The organism is Bradyrhizobium sp. USDA 4461, from assembly GCF_054055655.1.
Genome location: NZ_JBSRXM010000001.1, coordinates 3,432,286 through 3,457,310, shown reverse-complemented (window position 1 = coordinate 3,457,310; position 25,025 = coordinate 3,432,286). Strand labels below are relative to the sequence as shown.

At 63.9% G+C, this 25,025-nt stretch carries 22 protein-coding genes; 10 read left to right on the top strand and 12 right to left on the bottom strand.

The genetic code is table 11. The features are described from left to right. Positions 1-93: 93 nt before the first annotated feature. A complete protein-coding gene (locus ACVINW_RS16125) occupies positions 94-588 on the top strand; it encodes a MarR family winged helix-turn-helix transcriptional regulator (RefSeq protein ID WP_456752215.1) in 495 nt (164 codons plus the stop codon). 19 nt (positions 589-607) lie between these two features. Here ACVINW_RS16125 and ACVINW_RS16120 read toward each other — a convergent pair whose 3' ends face one another. From ACVINW_RS16120 to ACVINW_RS16105, 4 genes are read right to left on the bottom strand one after another with little or no spacing between them, the layout of a single operon-like run. Further along, positions 608-1,801: a CaiB/BaiF CoA transferase family protein gene (locus ACVINW_RS16120; protein ID WP_456752214.1), complete on the bottom strand. Its 1,194-nt coding sequence runs from the start codon at positions 1,799-1,801 to the stop codon at positions 608-610. Between the two features lie 10 nt (positions 1,802-1,811). Next, positions 1,812-4,049, bottom strand: a complete 2,238-nt coding sequence (locus ACVINW_RS16115) for an acyl-CoA dehydrogenase (protein WP_456752213.1) — start codon at positions 4,047-4,049, stop codon at positions 1,812-1,814. 9 nt (positions 4,050-4,058) lie between these two features. Next, positions 4,059-4,868, bottom strand: coding sequence for an enoyl-CoA hydratase/isomerase family protein (locus ACVINW_RS16110; RefSeq protein ID WP_456752212.1), 810 nt, complete (start codon positions 4,866-4,868; stop codon positions 4,059-4,061). Between the two features lie 56 nt (positions 4,869-4,924). Next, a complete protein-coding gene (locus ACVINW_RS16105) occupies positions 4,925-5,875 on the bottom strand; it encodes a FadR/GntR family transcriptional regulator (RefSeq protein WP_456752211.1) in 951 nt (316 codons plus the stop codon). On the opposite strand from ACVINW_RS16105, the gene ACVINW_RS16100 reads away from it, so the two are divergent. Together ACVINW_RS16100 and ACVINW_RS16095 are read left to right on the top strand one after the other, a co-directional pair. Continuing rightward, a complete protein-coding gene (locus ACVINW_RS16100; RefSeq protein ID WP_456752210.1) occupies positions 5,874-7,013 on the top strand; it encodes an acyl-CoA dehydrogenase family protein in 1,140 nt (379 codons plus the stop codon). The genes ACVINW_RS16105 and ACVINW_RS16100 overlap by 2 nt on opposite strands. Positions 7,014-7,069: 56 nt before the next feature. Next, positions 7,070-8,269, top strand: a complete 1,200-nt coding sequence (locus tag ACVINW_RS16095; RefSeq protein WP_456756407.1) for an ABC transporter substrate-binding protein — start codon at positions 7,070-7,072, stop codon at positions 8,267-8,269. Positions 8,270-8,417: 148 nt separating this feature from the next. On the opposite strand, the gene ACVINW_RS16090 is transcribed toward ACVINW_RS16095, so the two are convergent. Further along, on the bottom strand, positions 8,418-9,521 hold the full coding sequence (locus ACVINW_RS16090) for a phosphotransferase family protein (RefSeq protein ID WP_456752209.1): 1,104 nt from the start codon (positions 9,519-9,521) through the stop codon (positions 8,418-8,420). Between the two features lie 358 nt (positions 9,522-9,879). Here ACVINW_RS16090 and ACVINW_RS16085 point away from each other — a divergent pair, with 358 nt between their 5' ends. Continuing rightward, a complete protein-coding gene (locus ACVINW_RS16085; protein WP_456752208.1) occupies positions 9,880-11,076 on the top strand; it encodes an ABC transporter substrate-binding protein in 1,197 nt (398 codons plus the stop codon). A 78-nt stretch (positions 11,077-11,154) separates the two neighbouring features. Here the strand turns inward: ACVINW_RS16085 and ACVINW_RS16080 are convergent, their stop codons facing one another. Then, positions 11,155-12,345 carry a CaiB/BaiF CoA transferase family protein gene (locus ACVINW_RS16080; protein ID WP_456752207.1) on the bottom strand — a complete coding sequence of 397 codons (1,191 nt, stop codon included), beginning with the start codon at positions 12,343-12,345 and terminating at the stop codon, positions 11,155-11,157. A 26-nt stretch (positions 12,346-12,371) separates the two neighbouring features. Then, a complete protein-coding gene (locus ACVINW_RS16075) occupies positions 12,372-13,670 on the bottom strand; it encodes an enoyl-CoA hydratase-related protein (protein ID WP_456752206.1) in 1,299 nt (432 codons plus the stop codon). Positions 13,671-13,797: 127 nt separating this feature from the next. On the opposite strand from ACVINW_RS16075, the gene ACVINW_RS16070 reads away from it, so the two are divergent. The 4 genes from ACVINW_RS16070 (at position 13,798) to ACVINW_RS16055 (ending at position 17,773) form a co-directional block, all read left to right on the top strand. Next, entirely contained in the window at positions 13,798-14,979 is a 1,182-nt protein-coding gene (locus ACVINW_RS16070; protein WP_456752205.1) for an acyl-CoA dehydrogenase family protein, read from the top strand. A gap of 71 nt (positions 14,980-15,050) precedes the next feature. Then, positions 15,051-15,809 (top strand): SDR family oxidoreductase, encoded by a 759-nt coding sequence (locus ACVINW_RS16065; protein ID WP_456752204.1) that lies wholly within the window; start codon positions 15,051-15,053, stop codon positions 15,807-15,809. Between the two features lie 18 nt (positions 15,810-15,827). Continuing rightward, on the top strand, positions 15,828-16,622 hold the full coding sequence (locus ACVINW_RS16060; protein ID WP_456752203.1) for an enoyl-CoA hydratase-related protein: 795 nt from the start codon (positions 15,828-15,830) through the stop codon (positions 16,620-16,622). A 5-nt stretch (positions 16,623-16,627) separates the two neighbouring features. After that, positions 16,628-17,773, top strand: a complete 1,146-nt coding sequence (locus tag ACVINW_RS16055; RefSeq protein ID WP_456752202.1) for an acyl-CoA dehydrogenase family protein — start codon at positions 16,628-16,630, stop codon at positions 17,771-17,773. Positions 17,774-17,810: 37 nt separating this feature from the next. On the opposite strand, the gene ACVINW_RS16050 is transcribed toward ACVINW_RS16055, so the two are convergent. From ACVINW_RS16050 to ACVINW_RS16040, 3 genes are read right to left on the bottom strand one after another with little or no spacing between them, the layout of a single operon-like run. Beyond that, positions 17,811-18,995, bottom strand: coding sequence for an acyl-CoA dehydrogenase family protein (locus tag ACVINW_RS16050; protein ID WP_456752201.1), 1,185 nt, complete (start codon positions 18,993-18,995; stop codon positions 17,811-17,813). Then, a complete protein-coding gene (locus ACVINW_RS16045) occupies positions 18,988-19,905 on the bottom strand; it encodes an HpcH/HpaI aldolase/citrate lyase family protein (protein ID WP_456752200.1) in 918 nt (305 codons plus the stop codon). Before ACVINW_RS16045 ends, ACVINW_RS16050 begins: the two co-directional genes overlap by 8 nt. Next, positions 19,866-20,318, bottom strand: coding sequence for a MaoC family dehydratase (locus ACVINW_RS16040; RefSeq protein WP_456752199.1), 453 nt, complete (start codon positions 20,316-20,318; stop codon positions 19,866-19,868). The genes ACVINW_RS16045 and ACVINW_RS16040 overlap by 40 nt, the downstream gene beginning before the upstream one ends. Before the next feature lie 129 nt (positions 20,319-20,447). Here ACVINW_RS16040 and ACVINW_RS16035 point away from each other — a divergent pair, with 129 nt between their 5' ends. Next, positions 20,448-21,461, top strand: coding sequence for an NADP-dependent oxidoreductase (locus ACVINW_RS16035; RefSeq protein ID WP_456752198.1), 1,014 nt, complete (start codon positions 20,448-20,450; stop codon positions 21,459-21,461). Here the strand turns inward: ACVINW_RS16035 and ACVINW_RS16030 are convergent. Continuing rightward, a complete protein-coding gene (locus tag ACVINW_RS16030) occupies positions 21,416-22,345 on the bottom strand; it encodes an SDR family oxidoreductase (protein ID WP_456752197.1) in 930 nt (309 codons plus the stop codon). The genes ACVINW_RS16035 and ACVINW_RS16030 overlap by 46 nt on opposite strands. A 132-nt stretch (positions 22,346-22,477) precedes the next feature. On the opposite strand from ACVINW_RS16030, the gene ACVINW_RS16025 reads away from it, so the two are divergent. Then, the gene (locus tag ACVINW_RS16025; RefSeq protein ID WP_456752196.1) at positions 22,478-23,281 is read left to right on the top strand and encodes an enoyl-CoA hydratase/isomerase family protein; all 804 of its coding nucleotides are present in this window, start codon (positions 22,478-22,480) and stop codon (positions 23,279-23,281) included. Here ACVINW_RS16025 and ACVINW_RS16020 read toward each other — a convergent pair whose 3' ends face one another. After that, the gene (locus ACVINW_RS16020; RefSeq protein WP_456752195.1) at positions 23,282-24,907 is read right to left on the bottom strand and encodes an AMP-binding protein; all 1,626 of its coding nucleotides are present in this window, start codon (positions 24,905-24,907) and stop codon (positions 23,282-23,284) included. Positions 24,908-25,025 lie beyond the last annotated feature (118 nt).

Genomic DNA, 25,025 nt, shown 5'->3' with positions numbered 1-25,025 from the left:
TGGGCGGCGGTTGACCGCAGAGTTGAGGGCAATCAGCCAAGCTGCTAACGGCTAAGGCGAATTTGTAAATCGCAGCTAGGGTTTAGCGACGGCATGGCAGCCGATAGGGCAACGAAGATTGGTTCGGCCGCAGACATTGCGCGCAACTGGCAGCTGGAAGGCGGAGTCGGATTTCTGCTGCGGCTGCTGGAGGCCCGTTACGACGGGCTCTATCAAAGCATGACGCGGCAGAGCGACATCACGCCGCGACAGTTCGGCGTGCTGATGGCGCTTTACCAGTTGGGCCCCCTCACCCCCTCCGTGCTGGCGGACCGGATCAGTTGCGACCGCAACACGCTCAGCGAAATGCTGAAGCGGATGGTCGCGCGCCGGCTGGTCTCCAAGAAGGACAACCCGGAAGACCGCCGCTCGCTGCAGGTGCAGATCACGGCCAAGGGCGAGGAAGCCCTTCTGGCGGTTATTCCGGCCGCGGCCGAGTTGCAGAACATCATGCTGGCTCCGCTGCGCAAGGAAGATCGCGCGCATTTCCTGAAATGCCTGCTGGCGATCGCGAAGGCTCCGCCGCCGGACGCGCCATCGGACAGTTGAGATCGCGATGCCCGCCCTCCTAGGCCGGCGCCTTGCCGAACGTACCGGCAGCAGCGAGTGCCGCGATCGCCTCCGGCGACAGTCCGAGGATTCGCGACAGCACATCGTCGCGCTGCGCGCCGATCCCAGGAACGTGACGTCCAATCGGCGTATCGGCCCCGGACATCTGCCATGGCGCATTGACGCCGACGAATTCACCGGCACCATCCGAGACCGTCCCGAACACACCACGCTGGCGCAGATGCGCATCGGTCAGCGCCGCGCCCGGCGTCCGGTACTCGGCGCAGGGAACGCCGGCCCGATCGAGCGCCGCGATGCATTCAGCAACCGTGTGGCGCTCGGTCCATTGCTCGATCACCTGCATCATCGCGGTCCAGTTGGCGCCGCGTGCAGGAATGGCCGTGAAGCGCGGATCGTTCGCCAGCTCGTCCTGCCCCGTGACCTCACACAACGCCGCAAAATTGCGCGGGGTGACCGGGGCGATCAGGATATCGCCATCGCGCGTGCGGACCGGCCCATAGGTCGGACGCCGCGAGCGGATCGGGAATTGCGCTTCCTGCAGCTCGTAGACCAGCAGGTTCAGCATGCAGTCCATCAAGGCGACGTCGACGCGCTGCCCCTTCCCGGTGCGTTCACGCTGGACCAGCGCGGTCTGAATCGCGGAGTAGCCGAAAATGCCACCAAGGATGTCGGCGACAAAGATCGCGCCGGCCGCCGGACGATCGCGATCACCGGCGTATCGCATCAGGGAGTGATCGAACCCGCTCTCGGCATGCACGATCATGGCGTAAGCCGCGCGCCCGGCCGCAGGGCCTGACTGGCCATAACCCGAGATCGAGCAATAGATCAGGCGCGGGTTGATCTCGCGAAGCGCCTCGTAGCCAAGGCCGAGGCGGTCCATGACACCGGGGCGGAAATTCTCGACGACGATGTCCGTCTCTACGACCATGCGATGCACGAGCTTGATGGCATCAGGATTCTTCAGGTCCAGCGCCAGGCTGCGCTTGCCGGCATTGAGCTGACCGAAATACGTGCTGTGGCCTTCACGCAGCGGCGTCCGCAGCCGCATGTCGTCACCTTCCGGCGGCTCGATCTTGATGACCTCGGCGCCGACGTCGGCGAGCAGCCGCGCGCAATAGGGCCCCGCCACCATGATGGAAAAATCCAGCACCCGCACATCGGCGAGTGGCGCCCTGTCGCTATCCTTCTGCATCCGATCTCTCCTACCTCGGCAGCCCGAGCGCCCGCTGCGCGATCAGGCTGCGCTGAATCTCATTGGTCCCGATGCTGATCACCCACATTAGCGAATGCCGCAGATTCTGCTCGAAGCGACCGTTGTCGATCGCGCCGGGCATTTGCTCGGACAGCGCGGCACGCATCCCGAGAATGTCGAGCGCGGCCTCGCCGAAACGCTCCATGAGTTCTCCGGAGAACACCTTGCTGATCGCGCCGTATTCCGGCGGCGTCACGCCATCGGCGGCAAGCTCGGCGCAGTGCATCATCAAGAGACGGCCGATCTCGATCTCGGACGCCAAGATCGCCATCTTGTCGCGGACGATCGGATCATCAGCCAGCAAGCGATCGCCTTCCCTGGCCATCACATGCGCGCGCAGCTGTTCGAAGGCGTACGCCACCTTCAGGACGATCCCGCCACCGACCAGCCCTCGCTCGAAGGCCAGCGCGCCAGTCAGCACCTTCCAGCCGCCATTGACCTCGCCAACCAGGTTTTCGGCGGGAATGCGAACATTGTCGTAGAAGATGTTGGCAAACGTGCCGTCATACATGGTGACAGACGGACGGGGCGTGATGCCCGGCGCGTCCATCGGCACGATGAACATGCTGATGCCGGCGTGCGGCGGCTTGGCGTCCTTGTCGGTTCGCGCCGCGAGGAACATGTATTTGCCCCACCAGGTGGTGGTCCAGATCTTCTGGCCGTTGATCACCCAGTGGTCACCGTCCCTGATCGCGCTGGTGCGCAGCGCCGCGAGGTCCGAGCCCGCCTGCGGCTCGCTGTAACCCATGCCGTGCATGGCTTCGCCGCGCAGGATTTCCGGAAGGTATCTTTGCTGCTGTTCGGGAGTACCGAACATCATCAGCGCATTGGCCTGGATCGCCGCGCCGATCCTCGGTGCCTCGGCCCGCTCCATCGTCTCCATGAAGGCGATCTGCTCCAGTGGAGAACGTGCCTGGCCGCCGAACTGCTCTGGCCATCCGAGGCCGATCCACCCGGTCTCACCCATGTTGCGGGCGAATCCGGCATCGAACTCGCGTTTGGCGAACGGCCTCTGGTCAAACGCTTCCTTCGTGCTTCCGGACCAGTTTTGCTCGACCCAGAGCCGGACCTGCTCACGCAACGCATTTCCAGCCGACCCAAGATCGTACTGCGGCAGCCCTGCACCGCCGGCGTCGAGCAGCCGCGCGGCCAGTCTGCGTTTTACATCCGAAGCCCCGCCGAGCGCGATTGTATCCAGATGCACGCGCTTGAAATGGATTGGCGCCTCGTGCTCCTCGGCATAGCCGATCGCACCAAATGTATGCTGGGTCTCCAGCGAAATCCGACGCAGCGCATCGCTTGAAAACACCGATGCACAGTCCGCGAAATATCGCCAGTCGTCATCGCCGCGATCATGGAGTCTGGCGACATGCTCCAGGACGAGCCTCACGCCCTCGAGCGCGATCAGGCTATTTGCGAGCTTGTGCTGAATGGCCTGGAATTTTCCGATCGGCTGGCCGAACTGATGCCGTTGCTTGGCGTAGTCCACGGCGAGCTCAAATGCTCGCCGGGCGGCGCCATAGGCACGCGCAGTCAGTGCGACCTTGGCCTTGAGACGGAGATCGCCGAGATCGACCGTTCCTACGGGAATGAGCGTGACCGGCGCTGCGTTCAGCCTGATCTCGCAAGACCCCCACGCCCCCATCGCGCGGGTTGCGACGCTTTCGACACCGGGATTTCCAAGATCGACCAGCGCGAGGTGGGCCTGACCGAGCGCGACCAGAAGATGCGTGGCGCTTCCCCCCGCCTCGACAAAGCGAAGCACGCCCGTTGCCTTGAGGTCGGTGACCTCGATCGAGCCCGTACCGGGATCCGGATCCAGCGCACCGAACGAGAAGGCGACGATAGCTCCCCCGGAGTGCAGCCGCTCCAGGAGATCCACCACGACGTCGATCTGCGATCCCGAGATCGCAAGATTGGCGAGCGCCGCGGACCACATCGGCGCGAGACATCCGGCGCGGCCAAGCTCTGTCATGATGACGAGAATTTCGGCGAGCCCGCCCTCGTCGCCCTCTGCCCCGAGCACGGCTACGCCCTGCCCGACCAGCTTGCGCCAGATCGCGGATAACTCGTCCGGCGAGGACGATGCCGCTGCGCCACGCGGACGCCAATGCTCATCGAGGAATCCGCGCAGGGAGTCGCGCAGCATCCCCGTGACATCGTCGCTCGACAGTTCAGTTGCAACCATGGGTCCGGCCTACGCCTGGCCGAACCGCGGCTTGCGCTTCTCCTTGAACGACATGGTCGCTTCCTTGTGGTCGGCGGTCTCGAACGTCACCTGCTCCAGCGCCATCGAGGCCTCCAGCAGCATGTTCACGCGCTCCTTGACGATCTGGTTGATCGAGAGCTTGGTCCAACGAATGGCCCAGGTCGGACCGCTCGCGAGCTCGACCGCAATCGCGCGGGCCTTGGCCAATACCTCGCCGCGCGGCGCGACATGGTTGACCAGCCCGATCCGCTCCGCCTCATTGCCCTTCAGCAGCGTGCCGCGGATCAAGAATTCCTTGGCCTTGTTGATGCCCACCAGCAACGGCCAGATCACCGTGCCGCCGTCGCCCGCGACCAGGCCGACACGCGACACATGAGTGTCGCCAATCCGCGCATCCTCGGCCATCACCGTGATGTCGCAGAGCAGCGCATGGGTCGCCGCAAGGCCGATGGCGTCGCCGTTGATCGCGGCGATGATCGGCTTGTCGAGCTCGAGCTGCCGGGTGACGCCGCGCCGGCTGATCATGGGGTCGTGCACCTCGCCCTCTTCGAGCACGTCGCCGCCCGGCCGCTCCGACATCGCCTTGACGTCGCCGCCGACGCTGAAGAAGTCGCCGGCACCGGTCAGCACCACCGCATTGACGGCGTGATCGTCGGCGAGGTCGTCCCAGATCGTGCGCAGCTCGCGGATCAGTTTCTGATTGATCGCATTGCGTGCCTGCGGGCGGTTCAAGGTCACGGTCGCGACCTTGTCCGCAACCTCGACCGTCAGGCATTCATATTTGGCGTAGCTGGACACGTTTGCCTCCATTGTTATTGCTGTTTAGGTGTTGATTTATTGGCGAGAACGGCGCGCTAGCGGCGCATCCCGGGCTGCACGTCGGCCAATGCGACATGTAGCGACATGGCTCCCGGATCCTGCTCCAGCATTCGCTGCACGGCTTCTAGGTGCGATCGCAGCAGCCGGCTCGCCAGCGTCACGTTTCGTTCGCTCAGCGCCGCCAGGAATTGCCGCCGTTTCTCCGCCAGCCGAGCCATCGCGACCCCGCTCGAGGCGACCTTGGCATAGACGAAGCGCATGTGGATCTCGGTGACGGAGTCCACGATCATGGCAATTACCTTGTTGCCGGTCGAGGCTGCGAGCAGCTTGTAGAATTCGCGGGAGCATTCGACCCGATCGAGCAAGCGGCCCTCCTTTGTGGCAAGCTCGGTCCGCTCGATATTGGCTTCCAGCGCGTCGAGGTCGGCGCGGCGCGCATTCGCGCATGCCAGCTGCACCACGAGATCGAGCACGTGGACCCGCGCCTCGGATAGTTCCCGCACCGAAATCGTTCCGAGGCTCAGCATGTCGCGCATGACCTCGTTCATGCGGCGCGTGTCGCCCTGCTGGATGAAGGCGCCGCCCTTGACACCCTTCTGCAACCGCAGCACGCCGGCCATCTCCAGGCTGCGCAGCGCTTCCCGCAGCACGTTGCGGCTGACGCCGAGCTGCTGCGCCAGCTCGCGCTCGGCCGGCAGCTTGTCGCCGGGCTTCAACACGCCGAGCGCCAGTTGCTCGCGGATCCGCTCGCAGATCTCCTCGAATGTCCGCCTGGTGTGGATCGGCTTGAATGTCGGCGCGGCGGCGGAGCCGGCCGCGCGATGATCGACGGCCCGCTCCCGCCGGTTCGGCGAGGCGGTGCGGGAGCGCTGCGGCGCGCGAGGGCTTGACTTGGTGCTCATGCGATGAATTATTAAATGGATCACCCATTCAATGGAAGCCCTTTTTTTGGCTTCCGGCAAAGAAAACGAAACGGGAGTTCGCATGAGTTTTTCCGAGGAGCAGGTCGCCTTCCGCGACAACGTGCGCAGGATGGTCGCCAAACATGTCGCGCCGATCGCCGCCGAAATTGACGAAACCGACCGCTTCCCGCTCGAGCTGGTCAAGCTGTTCGGCGAGATGGGACTGATGCAGCTCTGGGTACCGGAGCGCTATGGCGGCCCGAACGGGAATCTGACCATGGCCTGCATCGCGCGCGAGGAGATCTCGAAGGTCTCGCCCGCCTGCGCATCGATCGCGGCGCTCAACACCATGTTCATCATGCCGCTGCTGCATTTCGGCTCGGAAGAGCAGCGCAAGAAGTACCTGCCGATCATCGCCGAGGGCGGCGTCGTCACCGCCATCGCGATCTCGGAGCCGCAGGCCGGCTCCGATGTCGCCGCGCTGAACACCCGCGCCCGCAAGGACGGCGACAGTTACGTCCTCAACGGCCGCAAGCAATGGTGCAGCTATGGTGTCGCCGCCGATTACATCGTGGTGATGGCGCGAACCAGTGACGGCGCCGGTGCCGACGGAATCAGCGCGTTCATTGTCGAGCCGAAGACAATGCCGGGCATCACCTTCGGCCGCCACGAGCGCAAGATGGGCTTTCGTGGCGCCCCCAACACCCCGATCTTCTTCGACAATGTCCGGGTTCCGGCCGAAAACCTCGTCGGAGAGGAAGGCAAGGGTTTTCGTGCGTCGATGCGCGCGCTCGACCTCAACCGCCCGACCATCGGCGCCCAGTCGGTCGGCCTCGCGCAGGGCGCGCTCGATGCGAGCGTCGCATACGCCAAGGAACGCAAGCAGTTCAAGCAGCCGATCGCCGAGTTCCAGGGCGTGCAGTTCATGCTCGCCGACATGGCCATGCAGATCGAGGCGGCACGCGCCCTTGTCTATGAATGCGCCCGCGCCGGCGATGCCGGCGACTGGAAGCGGCTCAACCTGCTCGCGAGCATGGCGAAATGCGTCGGCAGCGACATGGCCATGAAGGTCACGACCGACGCGGTCCAGATCTTCGGCGGCTACGGCTACACCATGGACTACCCGGTCGAGCGCATGATGCGCGACGCCAAGCTGACGCAGATTTTCGAAGGCACCAACCAGATCCAGCGCGTGGTGATCGCCCGAGAACTCTTGCGCTAACGCAGATCAATTTCAACAAGAAACGAATTACAGGGAGAACGACCTTGAATTACCTCATCGACCGGGCTTTGGCGGCCGTCGCGCTGTCGGCCCTGCTGGCGGCGCCTGCGTACGCGCAGAAGACCTATGGTCCCGGCGTCAGCGACACCGAGATCAAGCTCGGACAATCGACGCCGCTCAGCGGTCCGGCCTCCGCCTTCGGCGCGGGCGCCGGGCGCGCCGTCGTGGGCTACTTCGAGATGCTCAACACGAAAGGCGGCATCAACGGCCGCAAGATCAACTTCACCCAGCTCGACAACGCCTACAGCGCGCCGAAGGCCGTCGAGCAGTCGCGCAAGCTGATCGAGGACGTCGGCGTCCTGGCCGAAGTCGGCACGATCGGCACCGCGCCCAACGTCGCGATCCAGAAATACCTCAACGCCAAGCAGGTGCCGCAGCTGTTCATCACCGCCGGCGGACGCCGCTTCAACGATCCCAAAACCTTTCCGTGGACGATCCCGCTCTATCCGGACTTCGAGACCGAAGGCCGCGTCGTCGCCAAGTACATCCTCACCGCAAAGCCCGACGCCAAGATCGGCGTGCTCTACCAGAATGACGATTACGGCAAAGACTACCTCAAGGGCCTCCGCGCCGGCCTCGGGCCCAAGGCCGAGCTGATCGTTGCCCAGGCCTCCTACGAGCTTGCCGACCCGACGATCGACTCGCAGATCGTCCAGCTGAAGGCCGCCGGCGTCGACACTTTGATCGAGCAGTCGTCGTCGAAGGCCGCGGCACAATCCATCCGCAAGGTCTACGAGCTCGGCTGGAAGCCGCTGCACGTGATCGGCGGCTCGACGGCATCGGTGGAAACCATCCTGAAGCCCGCCGGCCTCGAAGCATCGAAGGGGCTCGTCACCACGCAGTTCCTCAAGCAACCCGGTGATCCGGCCTGGGCCAATGACGACGAGGTCAAGGCCTACAAGGATTTTCTCAAGACATACGCACCTTCGGCCAATCCGGACGATTATTCAGTGCTGGTTGCCTACATGAACGTACATGCCGTTGCGCTGGCACTCCGCAGGTGCGGCGACGACCTGACACGCGAGAACCTGATCAAGCAGGCGACTTCATTGAGCGGCGAACGACTGCCGATGATGCTCCCAGGCGTTTCGATCGGAACCAGGGCCGGTGACTACACGCCGTTCAGGACCTTGCGGATCGCGACATTTGATGGAGAGAGTTGGTCCCTGACCGGCGAGCCGCTGTCGGCCGACTAGAGCAAAAAGCGCGGGCAAGAGCCGCCCGAGTTGACTCTTGCCGCGACAAAGCCATGGTCAGCGAAGCGGCACGCCACAACCGATCGATATCGTCGCGCCGACGCCTAGATGAGTAGCGGCCGAGCGGCACGATCGTGACCCGACACCTTCACTCCTTTGACCAATCCAGATCGGCCATTGCCGTTGACATCCTTCCGATCATTGTCAAGGTCGTATCCTCGGGCTGCATGTTCGGCAGCAATGGCGAGTGACAGAGTGTGATCGTCCACATCAGGAGCGCGTGCACGATCTGTTGCCGGTAGTTGCGGAAGCTCTCGTCGAAGTCCGGCTTGAAACCGGTCAGCTCGGCGAAGCGCTCGAGGTACCTGGCCAGCAGATCCCTCTCCCATTTGCGGCGATCCTCCGGCGTCAGTGCCGCCGTGACGGCATAGGCAACGTCGCGCGACCAGTGGCCGCGCGCTAAACATTGCCAGTCGCACAGGCCCATCTTCCCCGCGCCGGTCTGGTACCAGTTTCCAATGTGCACGTCCGAATGAAGCAAGCCTTGCGGCTGGCTTTCATGCACGGCGAGCGCACGCATGGCCGCCGGCCATACCGCATCACGCTGCGCCAAAACGCTCTGCGGAATGACGCGCGCGGCGGCATCGAACGCTTTCCGTGTGTAGTGCTCCAGATCCATCTTCTGCGCCCCGATAGTGAACCAGCGCGGGTAAGCAGCGACCCACCGGTACTGGGTCGCGAACGCGGAATCGCCATAGAACCGGGCATGCAGCGCAGCGAGCAGATCGATCATGTCCTCCGCCATGGCGCGGGAGACGTATGTCCTGTGACTGCAGAAGCTGGCCGACTTCGCCGCCACCAGGTCTTCCAGCAGAAGGATCGAGGCAAACGTCCGCGGGTCAAATGCAGCATGATACCCGGCCGGCGCCTCGATTCCGAGTTGCGGCCGCAATTGCATGTAGAAGCGCCCCTCGGCGCGAGCGGTCCCGTTGAACCCGCCGATCATCCTCGTGACGACACTCGGCAACGACTTGGTGAACATCGAACCTGGGAGGCCGGCACGCCTCCCCGCTTCGTTATAGCTCACGACCAGACGATGCCGTTCATGGGTCCCGGCGCTGGCGGGCTTGACCTCGACCTGCGTCACCATCGCGCCCGGCACCTTGCCGCATAGAACCGCGGTCAGCCATTCCGTGGTGATCGCGCCCGGCGAGCACGGCACATCGTCATGTTGCCGCGCCTTCGGCCGCACCAGCCGCTCATAGGCAACTCGCCCTCCGATCTTCAACGCGGCCAGAGCCGTCGCGCTCGAGGTCCCCATGTTCGCTCCCACGGCCTTCGATTGCAGGAAGGCTCAACGCGGCGCTTCCTGATCGGGAAATTAGTACACTTTAGTACGACTAATAGCATAGATCGATCCGCGTTCAAGAGCCGGGATCGCCGCGGCTTCCCAACTCGAGCTCCGCGCCGCAACAAGCCGCCGCGGCAAATACCGCATGACGCGATCTCCGTTGTGTCGTATATCGTACACTTGCATACTTATATCAGATCGCCGCGCCTGACGCTCTCGATGTCATGCGCAGGACGACAAGCAACAACGGAGGGGAAACATGAAAGTCTCAACCCTGGTTGGGGTCTCGGCGCTGTTGTTGGGGTGCCACGCAGTCGATGCCATTGCCGCCGAGAAGCACTATGGGCCAGGCGTTACCGACACCGAGATCAAGATCGGCCAGACCGTCCCCTACAGCGGACCGGCATCTGCGTTTTCGAGCTATGGCCGGGTCATGACCGGGTATTTCCAGATGCTGAACGAAGCCGGCGGGATCAACGGGCGGAAAGTGAACCTGATCTCGCTCGACAACGCCTACAGCCCGCCGAAAGCCATCGAGCAGACCCGCAAGCTGGTCGACGACGATGGCGTGCTCGCCGAGGTCGGGACGGTCGGCACCGTGCCCAACGTTGCCGTTCAAAAGTATCTCAACCAGAACAAGGTTCCGCAGGTCTTCATCTCGGCCGGCGGCCGCCGCTTCAACGATCCGCAGAATTTCCCGTGGACCGTCCCGTTCTATCCGCCGTTTGAGATGGAAGGCGCAACCTTCGGCAAATTCATTCTCAACAAGATGCCCAACGCAAAGATCGCGGTGCTCTATCAGAACGACGATTACGGCAAGGACTACCTCACCGGCCTCAAGACGGGACTGGGCGGAGAGAGCGCAGCGAAGATCGTGGCGGAAGCGAGCTACGAGCTCAGCTCTCCCACGGTCGATTCCGAAGTGCTCAGGCTCAAGGCGTCGGGCGCCGATACGCTGGTCTATTTCGCGACGCCGAAGTTTGCCGCACAGGCAATCAAGAAGATCAACGAGATCAACTGGAAGCCGGTCCAGTTTCTCGCCAGTCCGGTCAACTCGATCCAGGGCGTGCTGATGCCAGTCGGCTTCGAGATCGTTCAGGGCGCCTACACGACCCAGTTCGCCAAGCAGGCCAGCGATCCGGCCTGGGCCGACGACCAGGAGGTGAAGGACTACATCGCCTTCATGAAGAAATGGGCGCCGAACGACAGCCCGAACGATTTCGTCGCGCTGTCCGGCTATATCAATGCGCAGGCCATCGCGAAGGGCTTGCAGCGATGCGGCGACAATCTGACGCGCGAGAACCTGCTCGCCCAGGCAACCAGCTTCAACAAGGACCGGGTCGGCATGCTGCTGCCGGGAATCGAGCTGACGAATTCCATGGACAACTATGCCCCCTACCGCGCCCTGCGGATGGCGATCTTCGAGAAGACCTCCTGGAAGCTGCTCGACGAATAGCGCCGCCACGACGTCGACGGTGCACTGCTGTCGTTCTTCACAATGAACTGGCGCAGGAGCACCGCCGCCTCACGCCAGTCAACCCACGATCTGCTCGCGACGCAGTTCCGCGATGCTCGCCGCGGACAGGCCGATTTCCGTCAAGACGTCGTCGGTATGCTGTCCGAGCGTCGGCGGCGGCAGGCCGGGCTCGCGCGCTTCCCCGACGAAGGTGACGGGGTGTCCGACACAATTCAGACGCCCCGCCGCGGGATGATCGTACTGCATGATCCGCTGGTTGGCGCGGGTGTGCGGATGATCCAGCAGCTGTGCCAGGGTATTGATCGGCGAACAGGGAATGCCGACCTCGTTGAGCACGGCATTCCAGTGCGCGACGCTGTTGCCGGCGATCACCGCTTGCACATGCTGCAGCGTCTCGGCGCGATGCCTGACCCGATCCGCATTGGTGCGGAATCTCGGGTCGTCCACGATCGCGCTCAGGCCGGCGACAGCGCAGAACTTGCGCCAGAGATTGTCGTTGGCGACGCCGATCATGATCGGACCGTCTGCGGCCTCGAAGGCCTGATAGGGGCACAGCGATTCATGGCTGGAGCCGCATTTCGCGGGCTGCGTTCCCTTTTCCCAGAATGTCTGGAGATTATAGCCGAGAAGCCCAAGCGCGGTGTCGAACAACGACACCTGGATCGCCGCGCCCTTGCCCGACTTCTCGCGCGCCAGCAGGCTGGCCAAAATCCCGCTGAAGGCGTGCACCCCCGTCATCTGATCGATCGGGGAAATCGGACTGCGGATATAGCCGCCGCCCTCGTCGCCCGTCATCGACATGATGCCGCTGAAGGCCTGCAAAATCACGTCGTAGCCCGGCGAATTCTTGAGCGGGCCCGTCCGGCCGAAGCCGGAGATGCTGCAATGGACCAGCCGGCCATTGAGCGCACAAAGACTGACGGCATCAATACCGAGCCGCTCTGCCACACCGGTGCCGAAGCTTTCGATCGCGACGTCGGCCGACTTCGCGAGTTCATGCACGAGGTTGCGTCCCTTGTCGGATTTCATGTCGATCGCAATGCTGCGCTTGTTGCGATTGGCGCTCAGGAACACGGTGCCGAGGCCAGCGGCGGGAAACGGCGGCCATCCCCGCGTCTCGTCGCCATGCCCTACCGCTTCGACCTTGATGACCTCGGCGCCGAGATCGCCGAGATATTGCGCGCAGAGCGGCCCGGCGAGCACCTTCGAAAGATCGAGAACCTTGATACCGTCGAGAGGTCTTGGCACGACGCATCTCCTTCCTGAAGCGCGAGCTAGTTCAACCCCGCCGCAAACAAGCCACCCAGATAGGCCGGAAAGCCACACTGCGTGACCAGCACGTAATCGGCAGCCCGCCGTTCCGCCTCGTTGAGCCGCCCGCGCCAGGCCGCGGCCGCCGCATCCGCGTCCGCGAGCCGGGAGCGCAGCAGCTGCTTGCCCCAGCCGTTCGATTCATCCTCATGCCAGTAGGCGTCGCCTGCGATGCGACCATCGAAGTCGGGCTTGCGTTGCCCGTCGATATGAAAACCGGCCCGTGCAAAGGCAACGGACAGCTCGCTGCCAGGCTCCGAACCCGCGCCAAGGACCTCCGATACTGCCGTGACAGCCTCCATGATCTTCGGATTGATCTCCTTCTTCCTGAACCGCTCATAGTCGAGCCGGCCAAGAAACAGTGTCCTGATCATGTTGCGCGGCTCCCGCCGCTGAATGAGCCTGGCAAAGATCTGCATCTCGGTGCGGATCGCCGTGTCGAAATCCTGTGGAAGTCCCTGCTCGATGCAGTCGAGAATGGCTGACGGCGCCGGATAGTGTCCGAGCGTCTCGGCAAGCATGTTGCCGCGCGCTTCTGCGATCATGGCCGCGACGCCCACTGCGTCTGCTGCGCGCCAGTCCGGCTGATCCCAGGGTTGCTCGGCTAGCAGCTGTGACAACACCCAGCGTTCGGCGGCGGCGACCTCCTCGCCCGGCGCCACCAGTTCATCTGCGAGGCCGGTCGCGACGGCCGCCTGCCCGCCGATCCGCGCACCGTCCAGCAGGACCGGCAGCGCCGCCTCGATTCCGATCAGGCGCGGCAGTCGCTGGGTTCCGCCTCCTCCCGGCAGTAAACCAACCAGTGACTCAGGCAAGCCGAACGTCGCTTGCGGATGGTCGGCGATCACGCGGTGATGCGCGGCAAGGGCGAACTCGCAACCGCCTCCCAAGGCAAGGCCGGCGATCGCCACCGCCACCGGCTTGCCAGCCGTCTCGAGCTTACGCAGGCCACAACTCAGCCGGAAGAAATGATCGAAGGCCAGACGATCGCGTTCGCCGGCGGGGGCCGCCATGATCATGTCGTAGGCGGTCTCCAGTTCGGCGAGATCCGCGCCTGCGCAGAACGCCGAGGATTTGCCGGAGCGGATCACGACACCAGCCACATCGCTTTCCCTGAGCCAGTCGGCAAACAGACCGATTTCCTCGATCGCGGCATTCGAGAGCACGTTCATCGACCGTCCGGGCATGTCGAAGATGAGGTGCAGCACGCCATTACCCATCACCTCGATCCGAAATTGCTTCAGTTCCGGCCGGCTTGCCATCGATGTCCCTCCACTCGCAACCGTTCATTGATGTACGATCATTCTTGCATTGGATCGGTTTCGGGTTGCGCGCCCAATCCGAATACCGTACACTAGCAAACTAAATCAGACGGGACACCATTTGACAATGATCGAGCGCACGATCTTTCGCGAGGAGCATGAACTTTTCCGGCAGACGGTCCGCCGCTTCGTCGACCGCGAGATCGTGCCCTTCCACGCCCAGTGGGAAGAAGACGGAATCGTTCCGCGGGAGCTGTGGCTGAAGGCCGGCGCCGCCGGCCTGCTCTGCTGCACCGTGCCTGAGGAATATGGCGGCATGGGACTGGATTACCTCTTTGACGTGGTCGTCTTCGAGGAACTCTGGCGGTCGGGCGCCAGCGGCCCCGGCTTTCTGATCCATACCGATCTAGTTGCGACTTATATCCTGTCGTTCGGGACCGAAGCGCAGAAGCGCAAATGGCTGCCAAGGATGGTCTCGGGAGAGGCGATCGGGTCGCTGGGGATGACCGAGCCTCATGCAGGCAGCGACCTCAAGGCCATCAGGACGCGCGCAGTGCGCGACGGCGACGAGTTCGTCATCAACGGCCAGAAGGTCTTCATCTCCAACGGCCAGCTGTGCGACTTCGTCGTGCTGGCGACCAAAACCGACAGCCAGGCCGGCGCCAAAGGCGTGACTCTGTTCATCGTCGAGAGCGATCGCGACGGCTTCAAGCGCGGTCGCAACCTGGAAAAGCTCGGCATGAAGGCGCAGGATACGTCGGAGCTGTTCTTCGACAATGTCCGGATTCCTGCCGGCAATCTGCTCGGCAAGGAGGGCAAGGGATTTGCCCAGATGATGACCAAACTGTCCCAGGAACGGCTGGCGCAGGCGATCCGGTCGGCGACCGTCACCGAGACGGTGATCGACTGGACGCTCCAATATACCTCCGAGCGCAGCGCGTTCGGCCAGAAGCTGGCCGATTTCCAGAACACCCAGTTCAAGCTCGCCGAGCTCAGGACGAAGGCGGCCGTTGCGCGGGTCTTTACCGACAAGTGCATTGCACTCTTCATGGAGGGCAAGCTCGATCCGGTCGACGCGGCGATGGCCAAGATGTTCACCTCCGAGCTGCACTGCGAAACAGTCGACGAATGCCTGCAACTGTTCGGCGGTTGGGGCTATATGTGGGAATACCCGATTGCGCGGGCCTATGCGGACGCACGGATCGTCAAGATCGCCGGTGGCTCGATCGAGATCATGAAAACGATCATCGCGCGACAGATGTATTCCCAGCGCGGATTCGACATCCAGAAGAACGGGTCGGCCGGATAGGCCTCCCTCCTTCGGGAGGCCAGGTCATCTGCAAGAGCCAAAAGAGCGACAAGCAACAAGGGAGATCAGCGTTGAAAGGCTTATCAGGGAAAGTTGCCGTCGTGACCGGCGGCGGACAGGGCATCGGACGAGGATTGACGCTGCGGCTGGCGGAAGAAGGCTGCAAGATCGCGATCTTCGACATCAATCCGCAGGGCGGCGAAGAGACGGCAAAGCTCGCGCCGCAGGCCATGATCAAGACCTACTCCGTCGACGTCGGTGATGCCGCCTCCGTCGAGGCCGCGGTCGCAAAGGTCGAAGCCGAGCTCGGTCCGATCTGGCTCCTGGTCAACAATGCCGGCTGGGATCGCCCGATGCCGTTCCTGAAAACCGATACGGACCTATGGGACAAGATCATCCGCATCAACCTGTATGGGCCGCTCAATACCCACAAGGCCATCGCACCGCTGATGGCCGAACGCGGCGGTGGCCGCATCGTCAACATCGCTTCCGACGCCGCGCGCGTCGGGACCAGCGACGAGGCGGTCTATTCCGCCTGCAAGGGCGGATTGATCTCTTTCACCAAGTCGCTGGCGCGTGAACTGGCGCGCAAGAACGTCCTGCTCAACGCCGTCTGCCCGGGCCCGACCAACACCCCAATGATGGCAGCGGTGCTTGGCGAGGGCGAGCACGCGGTGAAGTGGAAGGACGCGATGGTCAGGGGCATCCCGCTCAAGCGGATGGGCGAGCCCGAAGATTACGGCGGGATCGTCGCGATGCTGGCATCCGACGACGGCAAATTCATCACCGGACAAACCATTTCCGTCTCCGGCGGAATGAACATGATCTAACGCGCGGAAGGAAACGCCATGACCGATCCCAAGCAATTCACCGATGTCGTCTATGAGGTCCGCGATCGCGCAGCCTGGATCATCATCAACCGGCCGAAGGTCTACAACGCGTTCCGCGGCCAGACGCTCGAGGAGCTCATCCAGGCATTCCAGCTCGCCGCCAACGATCGCCAGGTGGCGAGTATCGTGCTGACCGGCGCCGGCGAGAAGGCGTTCTGCACCGGCGGCGACCAGTCCGCGCATCAGGGCCAGTATGACGGTCGCGGCGTCGTCGGTCTTCCCATCGACGAGTTGCAAGGCCTGATCCGCGACGTACCGAAGCCGGTGATTGCACGGGTCAACGGCTTCGCCATCGGCGGCGGCAATGTGCTCGCCACGCTGTGCGACCTGACGATTGCGGCCGACACGGCGCAGTTCGGCCAGGTCGGCCCCAAGGTCGGCTCGGTCGACGCCGGCTGGGGCACCGCCTTCCTCGCGCGTCACGTCGGCGACAAGAAGGCCCGTGAAATCTGGTTCCTCAACGAGCGCTATACCGCCGAACAGGCCCGCGAGATGGGGCTCGTCAACAAGGTCGTTCCCGCCGCTCAACTCGACGACGCGGTGAAAGATTGGACCGACAAGCTCGCGCAGCGCTCACCGACCGCGATCGCGCTCGCGAAACGGTCGTTCAACGCCGATTCCGATAACATCCGCGGCATCAGCAATTTCGCGCTGCATGCCGTCAAGTTATTCTACGACACGGACGAATCCAAGGAAGGCGTCGCGGCCTTCAATGAGAAGCGCGATCCGGACTTCCACAAGTTCGCCCGTTGACAGACATGCTGCCAAATCGGCCGATCTACGACGAAGAGCATACCCTGCTGCGCGACAGCGTTCGCCGCTTTGCCGCCGCGAACATCGCGCCGCGCTTCCAGGAATGGGAAAAGGCCGGGATCATCGATCGCGCATTGTGGCCGGCGGCTGGCGCGGCCGGCCTGCTCTGTCCGCAAGTGTCCGAGGCATATGGCGGTATCGGCGGCGACTTCCGCCACAACGCCGTCGTGATCGAGGAGTTCGCCTATTCCGGTTTCGCGGGTCCCGCGACCGACTTCTCGGTCCATAGCGACGTCTGCTGCGGCTACCTCCTGAGCTATGGCACGGAGGAGCAGAAGAGGACGTGGTTGCCGCGGATGGTGGCCGGCAAGACCGTTTGCGCGATTGCCATGACCGAGCCCGGGACCGGCAGCGATCTCCAGGGCATCCGTACGCGCGCGGTCCGCGAGGGCGACGAGTACGTCATCTCCGGCCAAAAGACCTTCATCTCGAACGGGCAGATGTGCGACCTCGTGATCGCTGTCACGCGCACCAATCCGGACGGCGGATCGCGCGGGATGAGCCTGATCCTGGTCGAGACCGACCGTCCCGGCTTCCGGCACGGCCGCAAGCTCGACAAGCTCGGCCATCTGTCATCAGACACGTCGGAACTGTTCTTCGACCAGGTCCGCGTTCCCGTCAGCAATCTGCTCGGCTCCGAGGGCGGCGCGATGGGCGCACTGATGAGCGAGCTGCCGCAGGAGCGGCTGACGATTGCGCTCCACTCGATCGCATCAGCCCAGAAGGCATTCGATATCACCAAGGCCTATGTGTTGGAGCGCAAGGCGTTTGGCCAGGCGGTCGGAACGTTCCAGAACACCCGCTTCAAGCTGGCGGATCTGAAATCAGACCTCCAGGTCGGCTGGGCCTATGTCGATCAGTGCCTCGCGCAGCACATCCGCGGCGAGCTCACGACCTATGCGGCGTCGACCGCAAAACTCTGGACCACCGAGATGCACGGGCGCCTGGTCGACCAATGCCTGCAGTTCTTCGGCGGCTACGGCTTCATGCGGGAGTACGAGATCTGCCGGCTGTTCGCGGACGCGCGGGTGCTGCGCATCTATGGCGGCACCTCGGAGATCATGCGCGAGCTGATCTCGCGCAGCCTCTGACGCGGGCCACGATCGCGACCCGCGCCTTTGCCGCTGGTCAGTAGCTCTTCGGCAGGTCCAGCACCTTCTCGGCGATGAAGCTGAGGATCAACTGTTCGGTGATCGGCGCCAACCGGGTGATCGAGACTTCGCGGAACAGCCGCTCGACGTGGTATTCCTTGGCGTAGCCGAAGCCGCCATGGGTCATGATCGCCTGCCACGCCGCGTCGTGGCCGGCGCGTGCGCCGAGCAGTTTCGCGCTGTTGGCTTCGGCCCCACACGGCTTGCCGGAATCGTAAAGCCAAGCCGCCCGCATCGCCATCAGCCATGCCGACTCCAGATACATCCATTTCTCGGCAAGCGGATGCTGGATCGCCTGATTCTGGCCGATCGGACGGTCGAACACCGCGCGCTCCCTGGCGTAGCGCGTCGCGCGGCGCAGCGCGTCCTGCCCGATCCCGATGGCCTCGACCGCGATCAGGATGCGCTCGGGATTGAGGCTGTGCAGGATGTAGGAAAAACCCTTGCCTTCCTCGCCGATCCGGTCGGCTTCCGGAATGAACAGGCCGTCGATGAAGATGGCGTTGGAGTCCACCGCCTTGCGTCCCATCTTCGGGATGCGGCGCACCTCGACCTTCGAGCGGTCGAGGTCGGTATAAAAGATCGTGATGCCGTCGGTCGGGCGCTTGCAATCCTCGAACTTGGTGGTCCGCGTCAGCAGCATGATCTTGTTGGCAATCTGCGCGGTGGAGGTCCAGACCTTCTGGCCATGGACCATGTATCCGCCCGGCACCTTCTCGGCAAAGGTCTTGATCCGCGTGGTGTTGAGCCCGGCATCCGGCTCGGTGAAGCCGAAACAGCATTGATCCTCGCCAGACACCAGGCGCGGCACCCAGCGCCGCTTCTGCTCATCGGTGCCTTTCACCACGATCGGATGCGGCCCGAACAGGTTGATGTGCACCGCGGAGGCCGACGTCATGCCGCCGCCATGGCTTGCGACTTCGTGCATCATGATCGCGGCTTCGGTCACGCCCAGACCTGCGCCGCCATATTCCTCCGGCATCGTGATGCCGAGCCAACCGGCATCCGCCATGGCGCGGTGGAATTCGCGCGGGAATTCGCCGTCATCGTCGCGGGCCAGCCAATACTCGTCGTCGAAGCGCGATACGACGGCGCGAACGCCCTCGCGAATGGCGGCGTGATCCTCGGGCACGTCGAGTTGATTGGCAAAGGACCTATCCATTCGAACTGCCCTCCCCGACCGATGCCAAGGTTCGTCTTGCCGCGACCAGATGCGGAATGTCGTACATTTTGCCGTCGATCCCGACGGTACCGACATCCGGCGCGGCGGCGAAGGCAGCAACGACGCGCCGCGCGTGGGCCAGATCGTCATCCGACGGCGTGAAACAGCGGTTGATGGTCGCGACCTGATCCGGGTGGATCGCAATGCGGCCGACAAAGCCATCGCGGCGCGCGATCCTGCAGCTTTCGGCGAGCCCCTGCTGATCCCTGAAGTCGACATACAGGGTTTCGAGCGCCGCGGCGTCGGCGGCACCGGCCGCGAACAAACACTGCGCGCGCGCCACCTGGTAGGGAAAGGTCCAGCTCCCATCGGCTTCGCGTGGCGTCAGCGCGCCGAGCGCCGCGCTCAAGTCCTCACCGCCCCAGGTCACGCCCACCAGCCGCTTGTTCTTGTGCGCATAGCCGCTGAAACCGATCATCGCCGCGGGCGTTTCGGTCGCGACGACGAGGAGCTTGACGTGACCGGGCGCAACGCCGTTCGCTACCTCGAGCACATCGACATAGTGCGAAACCAGGTCGACGTCCTCGATGCCGTTGACCTTGGGGATCAGGATGCCGTCTAGGCCGGGACGAACCACGGCCGCCAGATCCTCCAGCGTGAGCCCGGTGCCGAGCGGATTGATCCGGACCAGGAAGGACCAGTTTCTCGAACCGCCGCCCAGCAAGGTCTTCACGGCATCACGCGCAAGGGCCTTGCGACCGGGCGCCACCGAATCTTCGAGATCGAGGATCAAGGCATCGGCGCCGATCCGGTCTGCCTTGACGAACTTGCGTTCGCTGTCGGCAGGCACGAAGAGAAGTGAGCGCAGTTTCATGACGGCCTCCGCATCATCAACCCGTTCCGGCGGCAATACATCACCTCTTCGTTGTGCTGGTTGAAGCCGCGATGCTCGAAGGTCACGATGCCCTGTGTCGGCCGCGACTTGCTCTCGCGGACCGCGACGACCTTGGTCTCGGCACGCAGCGTGTCGCCGGCAAACACCGGCTTGGGGAATCGCGTGTCCTCCATGCCGAGATTGCCGACGGTGGTGCCCAAGGTCGTGTCCTGCACCGACAAGCCGATAATGAGGCCGAGCGTGAAGATCGAATTCATCAGTGGCTTTCCGAACTCGGTGCCCTTGGCATACTCGTGATCGATATGCACCGCTGCCGGATTGTAGGTCAGCGACGAGAACAGGATATTGTCCATGTCGGTTACGGTCCGCCTGATCTCATGGACAAATGTCTGCCCTACCGAAAACTGCTCGAAGTAAAGCCCCGCCATTCGCTTGCCTCTTCCTGTATCGTTGCAGGGTCATCCGGCGGCCGGAGCCGCCGGGACCTCCTTGTCTCCCATCCGATTTCTACCGTATAGTCATATCGTACACAAGCGTACGACTTATGAGGAGCGCTCATGACCTATCGTGAAAACCGGCAGGTCCGGCTCGCGGCGCGGCCGCGCGGGATCCCGCAAGCACAGCATTTTTCGCTGGTGACGGAACCGGTCGCCGCGCCCGACGCGGGCGAGATCCTGATCGCCAATCGCTATCTCTCGGTCGATCCGGCGCAACGCGGATGGGCCAACGATGAAGGGAACTACAGCGCGCCGGTGCCGCTCGACACCCCGATGCGCGCGCTCGCAGTGGGCGAGATCCTGGAGAGCAACGTTCCGCAGTTTCGGCCGGGCGAGCATGTCTACGGCTGGTTTGGCTGGCAGCGTTATTGCGTCACCACACCCGACGCGGTGCTGCGCCGCGTCGCTCCATCGCGCCTGCCGCTCAGCGCCAATCTGAGCGTGCTCGGCATGAACGGCATCACCGCCTACCTTGCGTTTCACGGCCTCGGCGATCCCAAGCCCGGAGAGCATGTGCTGGTGTCGACGGCAGCCGGCAGCGTCGGAGGGTTCGTCGGCCAGCTCGCGTGCATCGCCGGTTGCCGCGCGGTCGGGCTCACCGGCTCGGCCGACAAGGCCGCGCGAGCCAAAGCGCGCTTCGGCTATCAAGAGATGATCAACTACCGGGAGGCGGCCGATATCGGCGCGGCCATCCGCGCCGCGTGTCCCGACGGCAACGACATCTTCTTCGACAATACCGGCGGTCCGATCGCCGATGCCGCCATTCGCACCATGCGGCTGCGTGGACGCGTGATCCAGTGCGGCACGGCGGCGAATGCATCCTGGACTCCCGTCCCAACCGGCCCGCGCCCCGAGCGCGAGATCCTCACCCGGCGCCTGCGCTGGTGCGGCTTCATCATATTCGATCACGTCGCCGAGTTCGAAACGGCAGCAGCGCACCTCGCCGAGCTCGCGTTTGCCGGCAAGATCGTTCATGACGAGGAAATCCTGCCGGGCCTCGCCCACGCGCCCGGCGCGATCGCCCGGCTTTACCGCGGCGAGAACCATGGCAAGCTGATCATCGCGGTGGATTGAGCGAGCGGGTACGCGTTCGCCTTGCGCTTCATCACCTCGGGTAGCTTGACGCGATGGAAGCCTTCGAACGGCACGCTGCGGCTGTGCGGCTCGAGCTTCCAGGTGGTGCGTGCATTGGGCGTTCCGCCGTCGACGCGGAGGCAGGAGCCGGTGATATAGGCCGCCGCCGGCGACAGCAGATAGACGATGGCGGCCGATATCTCCGCCTCGGTGCCAAAGCGCTGCAACGGCACGCGCTCGGTGAAGTCATGCAGCTTCTTCTGCATCTCGGGCGTGTAGGTGTCGAAGCCGCTCGACACGATGCCGCCCGGCGCGACCGCGTTGACACGGACGCCCGAAGCCGACCATTCGCAGGCCGCCGTCTCGGTCAGGGTCAACATGCCGCCGCGCGCCGCCGCCGAGTGGCCGAATTCCGGCCAGCCGTGCCAGATGTCGGCAATGATGTTCACGATCGCGCCGCCATTGGCCTCCATCCAGCGGTTAAAGACCTCGCGCATGAAAATGAAGCCGCCGGTCAGGTTGTTGCGCACGACGGCCTCGAACCCCTTGGTCGAGATCGCCTTCAGCGGCGCACGGAATTGGCCGCCGGCATTGTTGACCAGGCCATCGATGCGGCCGTAGCGCGCCAGCACCGCATCGATGGCGGCGGCCACCATGGTCTCGTCACGGATGTCGCAGGCATGGCTCATCGCCTGCCCGCCATCCTCCTCGATCTCCCGCTGCACTTCGATGAGCTTCTCGATCGTCCTGCCGAGGATGGCCACATTCGCGCTCAGCGCCGCGAGCTCGTGAGCGGTGCAGCGCCCGATCCCGCTGCCGCCGCCGGTCACGATGACCGTCTGGCCGCGGAACAGATCCGGCCTGAACACGGACTGGTATGGCATCGCCTCGCCTCCCTGAAGGTCCTCTGGCCGCCGGCCTCCCGATCGGCGGCCGGAATGCTCATGGTATTGCGCATTATTACCGTACACTATATTACTATCTGATCAAGAACAATGAACGATGGGAACGCACCCGTGACGCCACCGAATACCATCACTGTCGAGACCCGCGGCGCGATCGAGATCCTGACCTTGAACCGGCCGGGCCAGCTCAATGCGGTCTCGCCCGAGATGATCGCGGAACTGACCGCGTACTTCTCCGCGCTCCACGAACGGCCGACCACGCGGGTCGTGATGCTGCGCGGCAACGGGCCGCAATTCTCCGCCGGGGCCGATTTGGGATCGGAGGCGTTCGCCGCCCCTGGGAGGGGGCGGCCGCAGCGCCAGCTCAAGATGCAGCAGAACTATTCCGGCGTGATCCGCCTGATGCGATCATGCCCGCAGCCGATCATCGGGCTCGTCCACGGCGCGGCATGCGGCGCGGGCTTCTCCTTCCTGCTCGCCTGCGACGTCCGCTTCGCCGCACCGGATGCCCGCATGAACGCAGCCTATATCCGCATCGGCGTCGGCGGCTGCGACATGGGCTCGGGCTATCTCCTGCCGCGGCTGGTCGGGCTCTCCGTGACCTCGGAGCTCCTGCTCACCGGACGCTTCCTCAAGGCCGAGCGCGCGAAGGCGATCGGACTTGTCAGTGAGATCGCTCGGGCTGACGAGCTGCTGGCAAGGGGACTGGCGTTCGCCGAGGAGATGCTGCGGGTCTCGCCGATGGGGCTGCGCATGACAAAGCAGGCGCTCAACACGCTGATCGACGCACCGAGCCTCGATGCCGCGCTGATGCTGGAAGATCGCCAGCAGGTGATCCTGCTGGAGACGCATGATCATGCGGAAGCGGTCGACGCGTTTCGCGAGCGGCGGGATCCGACCTACTCCGACCAGTGACTATTTCGCGTCGGCAAAGGCCGCGGCGATCTCGCGCAGCTTGAACTTCTGGATCTTGCCGCTTGCCGTACGCGGCAGCTCGGCCAGGAGCTCGACACGCTCGGGCCAGAACTGCTTCGCCATCCTCGCCTCCCCCAGATAGGCCTGCACTGCCGTCAAATCGATCGTGCTGCCGGTGCGGGGAACGATGAACGCACAGCCGCGCTCGCCGAGCCGGGCATCCGGGAAGCCGACCACCGCGACGGCGGAGACCGCGGGATGCTTGTAGAGCAGGTTCTCGATCTCGACGACGGGCACGTTCTCGCCGCCGCGGATCAGGATATCCTTCACGCGGCCGGAAATGCGGATATAGCCGTCCTTATCCATGTAGGCGAGGTCGCCGGAGTCGAACCAGCCATCATTGTCGAAAGTAAGCAGCTCGGGCCGCTTGTAGTAGCCCTTGAACATCTGGGCGCCACGAACCAGCAGCCGCCCGGGCTCGCCTATAGGCGCCGGCCGTCCTTCGGTATCGACGACGCTGATTTCCATTCCTTCGAGTGGCCGGCCGTCCGTGCTCGCGGATTTCTCGGCTGCGCGCGCCGGCTCGGTCAGCGTGCCCGACAGGACTTCCGTCATGCCCCAGAGCGAGCAGACCGTAAGACCGAGTTCGGCGGCCGCACGCTCAATCAGGACGGACGGGATCGGGGCACCGCCGCACAGGAACGAACGCAGGCTATTCGGCCGCGCCGCACCCGCCTTCACGGCGTCGCAGATGTCGCTGAGGAACGGCGTCGACGCTGCCGTGTAAGTGACACCCTCGCGCGCCATCAGGCCGGCGCCGCGCCTGGCCTCCCAGACATCCTGTAGGATCATCGTGCCGCCGAGATAGACCGAGAGCAGCACGATCGCGGCGTAACCCGTCATATGCCCGACCGGCGAGGCCACCAGCAGCACATCGCTGGAATCGAGTCCGAACCGCCCCGACAGCGCCTTGCAGCAGGCGATCAGCGAATTCGACGTGTGCATAACGCCTTTGGGCTCGCCCGTGGTGCCAGACGTGAACATCAGCACGGCCGTGTCGTCCGGACGCAAGCCGGAAGGCGGCTCGTCGGGCTCGGACGACAACAGCATCCGTTCGAAGCCGGTCTCGCCCTCGCCGTCGGCAACGATCACATGCTTGAGGTGCGGCAGGTCCGCGCGCATGCCCTGCGCCATCGTAGCATAGTCGAACCCGCGATATCTGTTCGGCACGATGAAGACTTTTGCCTGGCAGAAATTCAGGATGTAGAGCAGCTCGCGCTCGCGCAGGATCGGCATCACCGGATTCATCACCGCGCCGATCTTGCTGCACGCGAACGCGGTGACGACGAACTCCCACCAATTGGGCAGTTGCACGGTGACGACGTCGCTGCGCCCGACACCGAGCCGCAGCAGCGAGCTCGCGGCGCGATCCGCCAGCCTCTCCAGCTCCCGATAAGTGAAACGTGTCGCCTGGTCCCGATCCGCCCGATCGGCGACGATCGCAACCTTGTCGGGCGCCTTCTCGACGGCCTCGGTGAGAAGCTGATCGACGGTCTTGTCGAGCCAGTAGCCGGCTTCGCGGAAGCCGGCATGAGACGTATCCAGTTTGGCGGCTGCCACGGCCATGTGTCCCTCCTGCGCTGCTGTGTCGGTTCCGGCTTCACGGCCGGATTATTTAGTATATGTGTGTACCTTACTTTATCGTACTACATACTGCCAATGGTCCAGATTGTCGCCTTCGAAG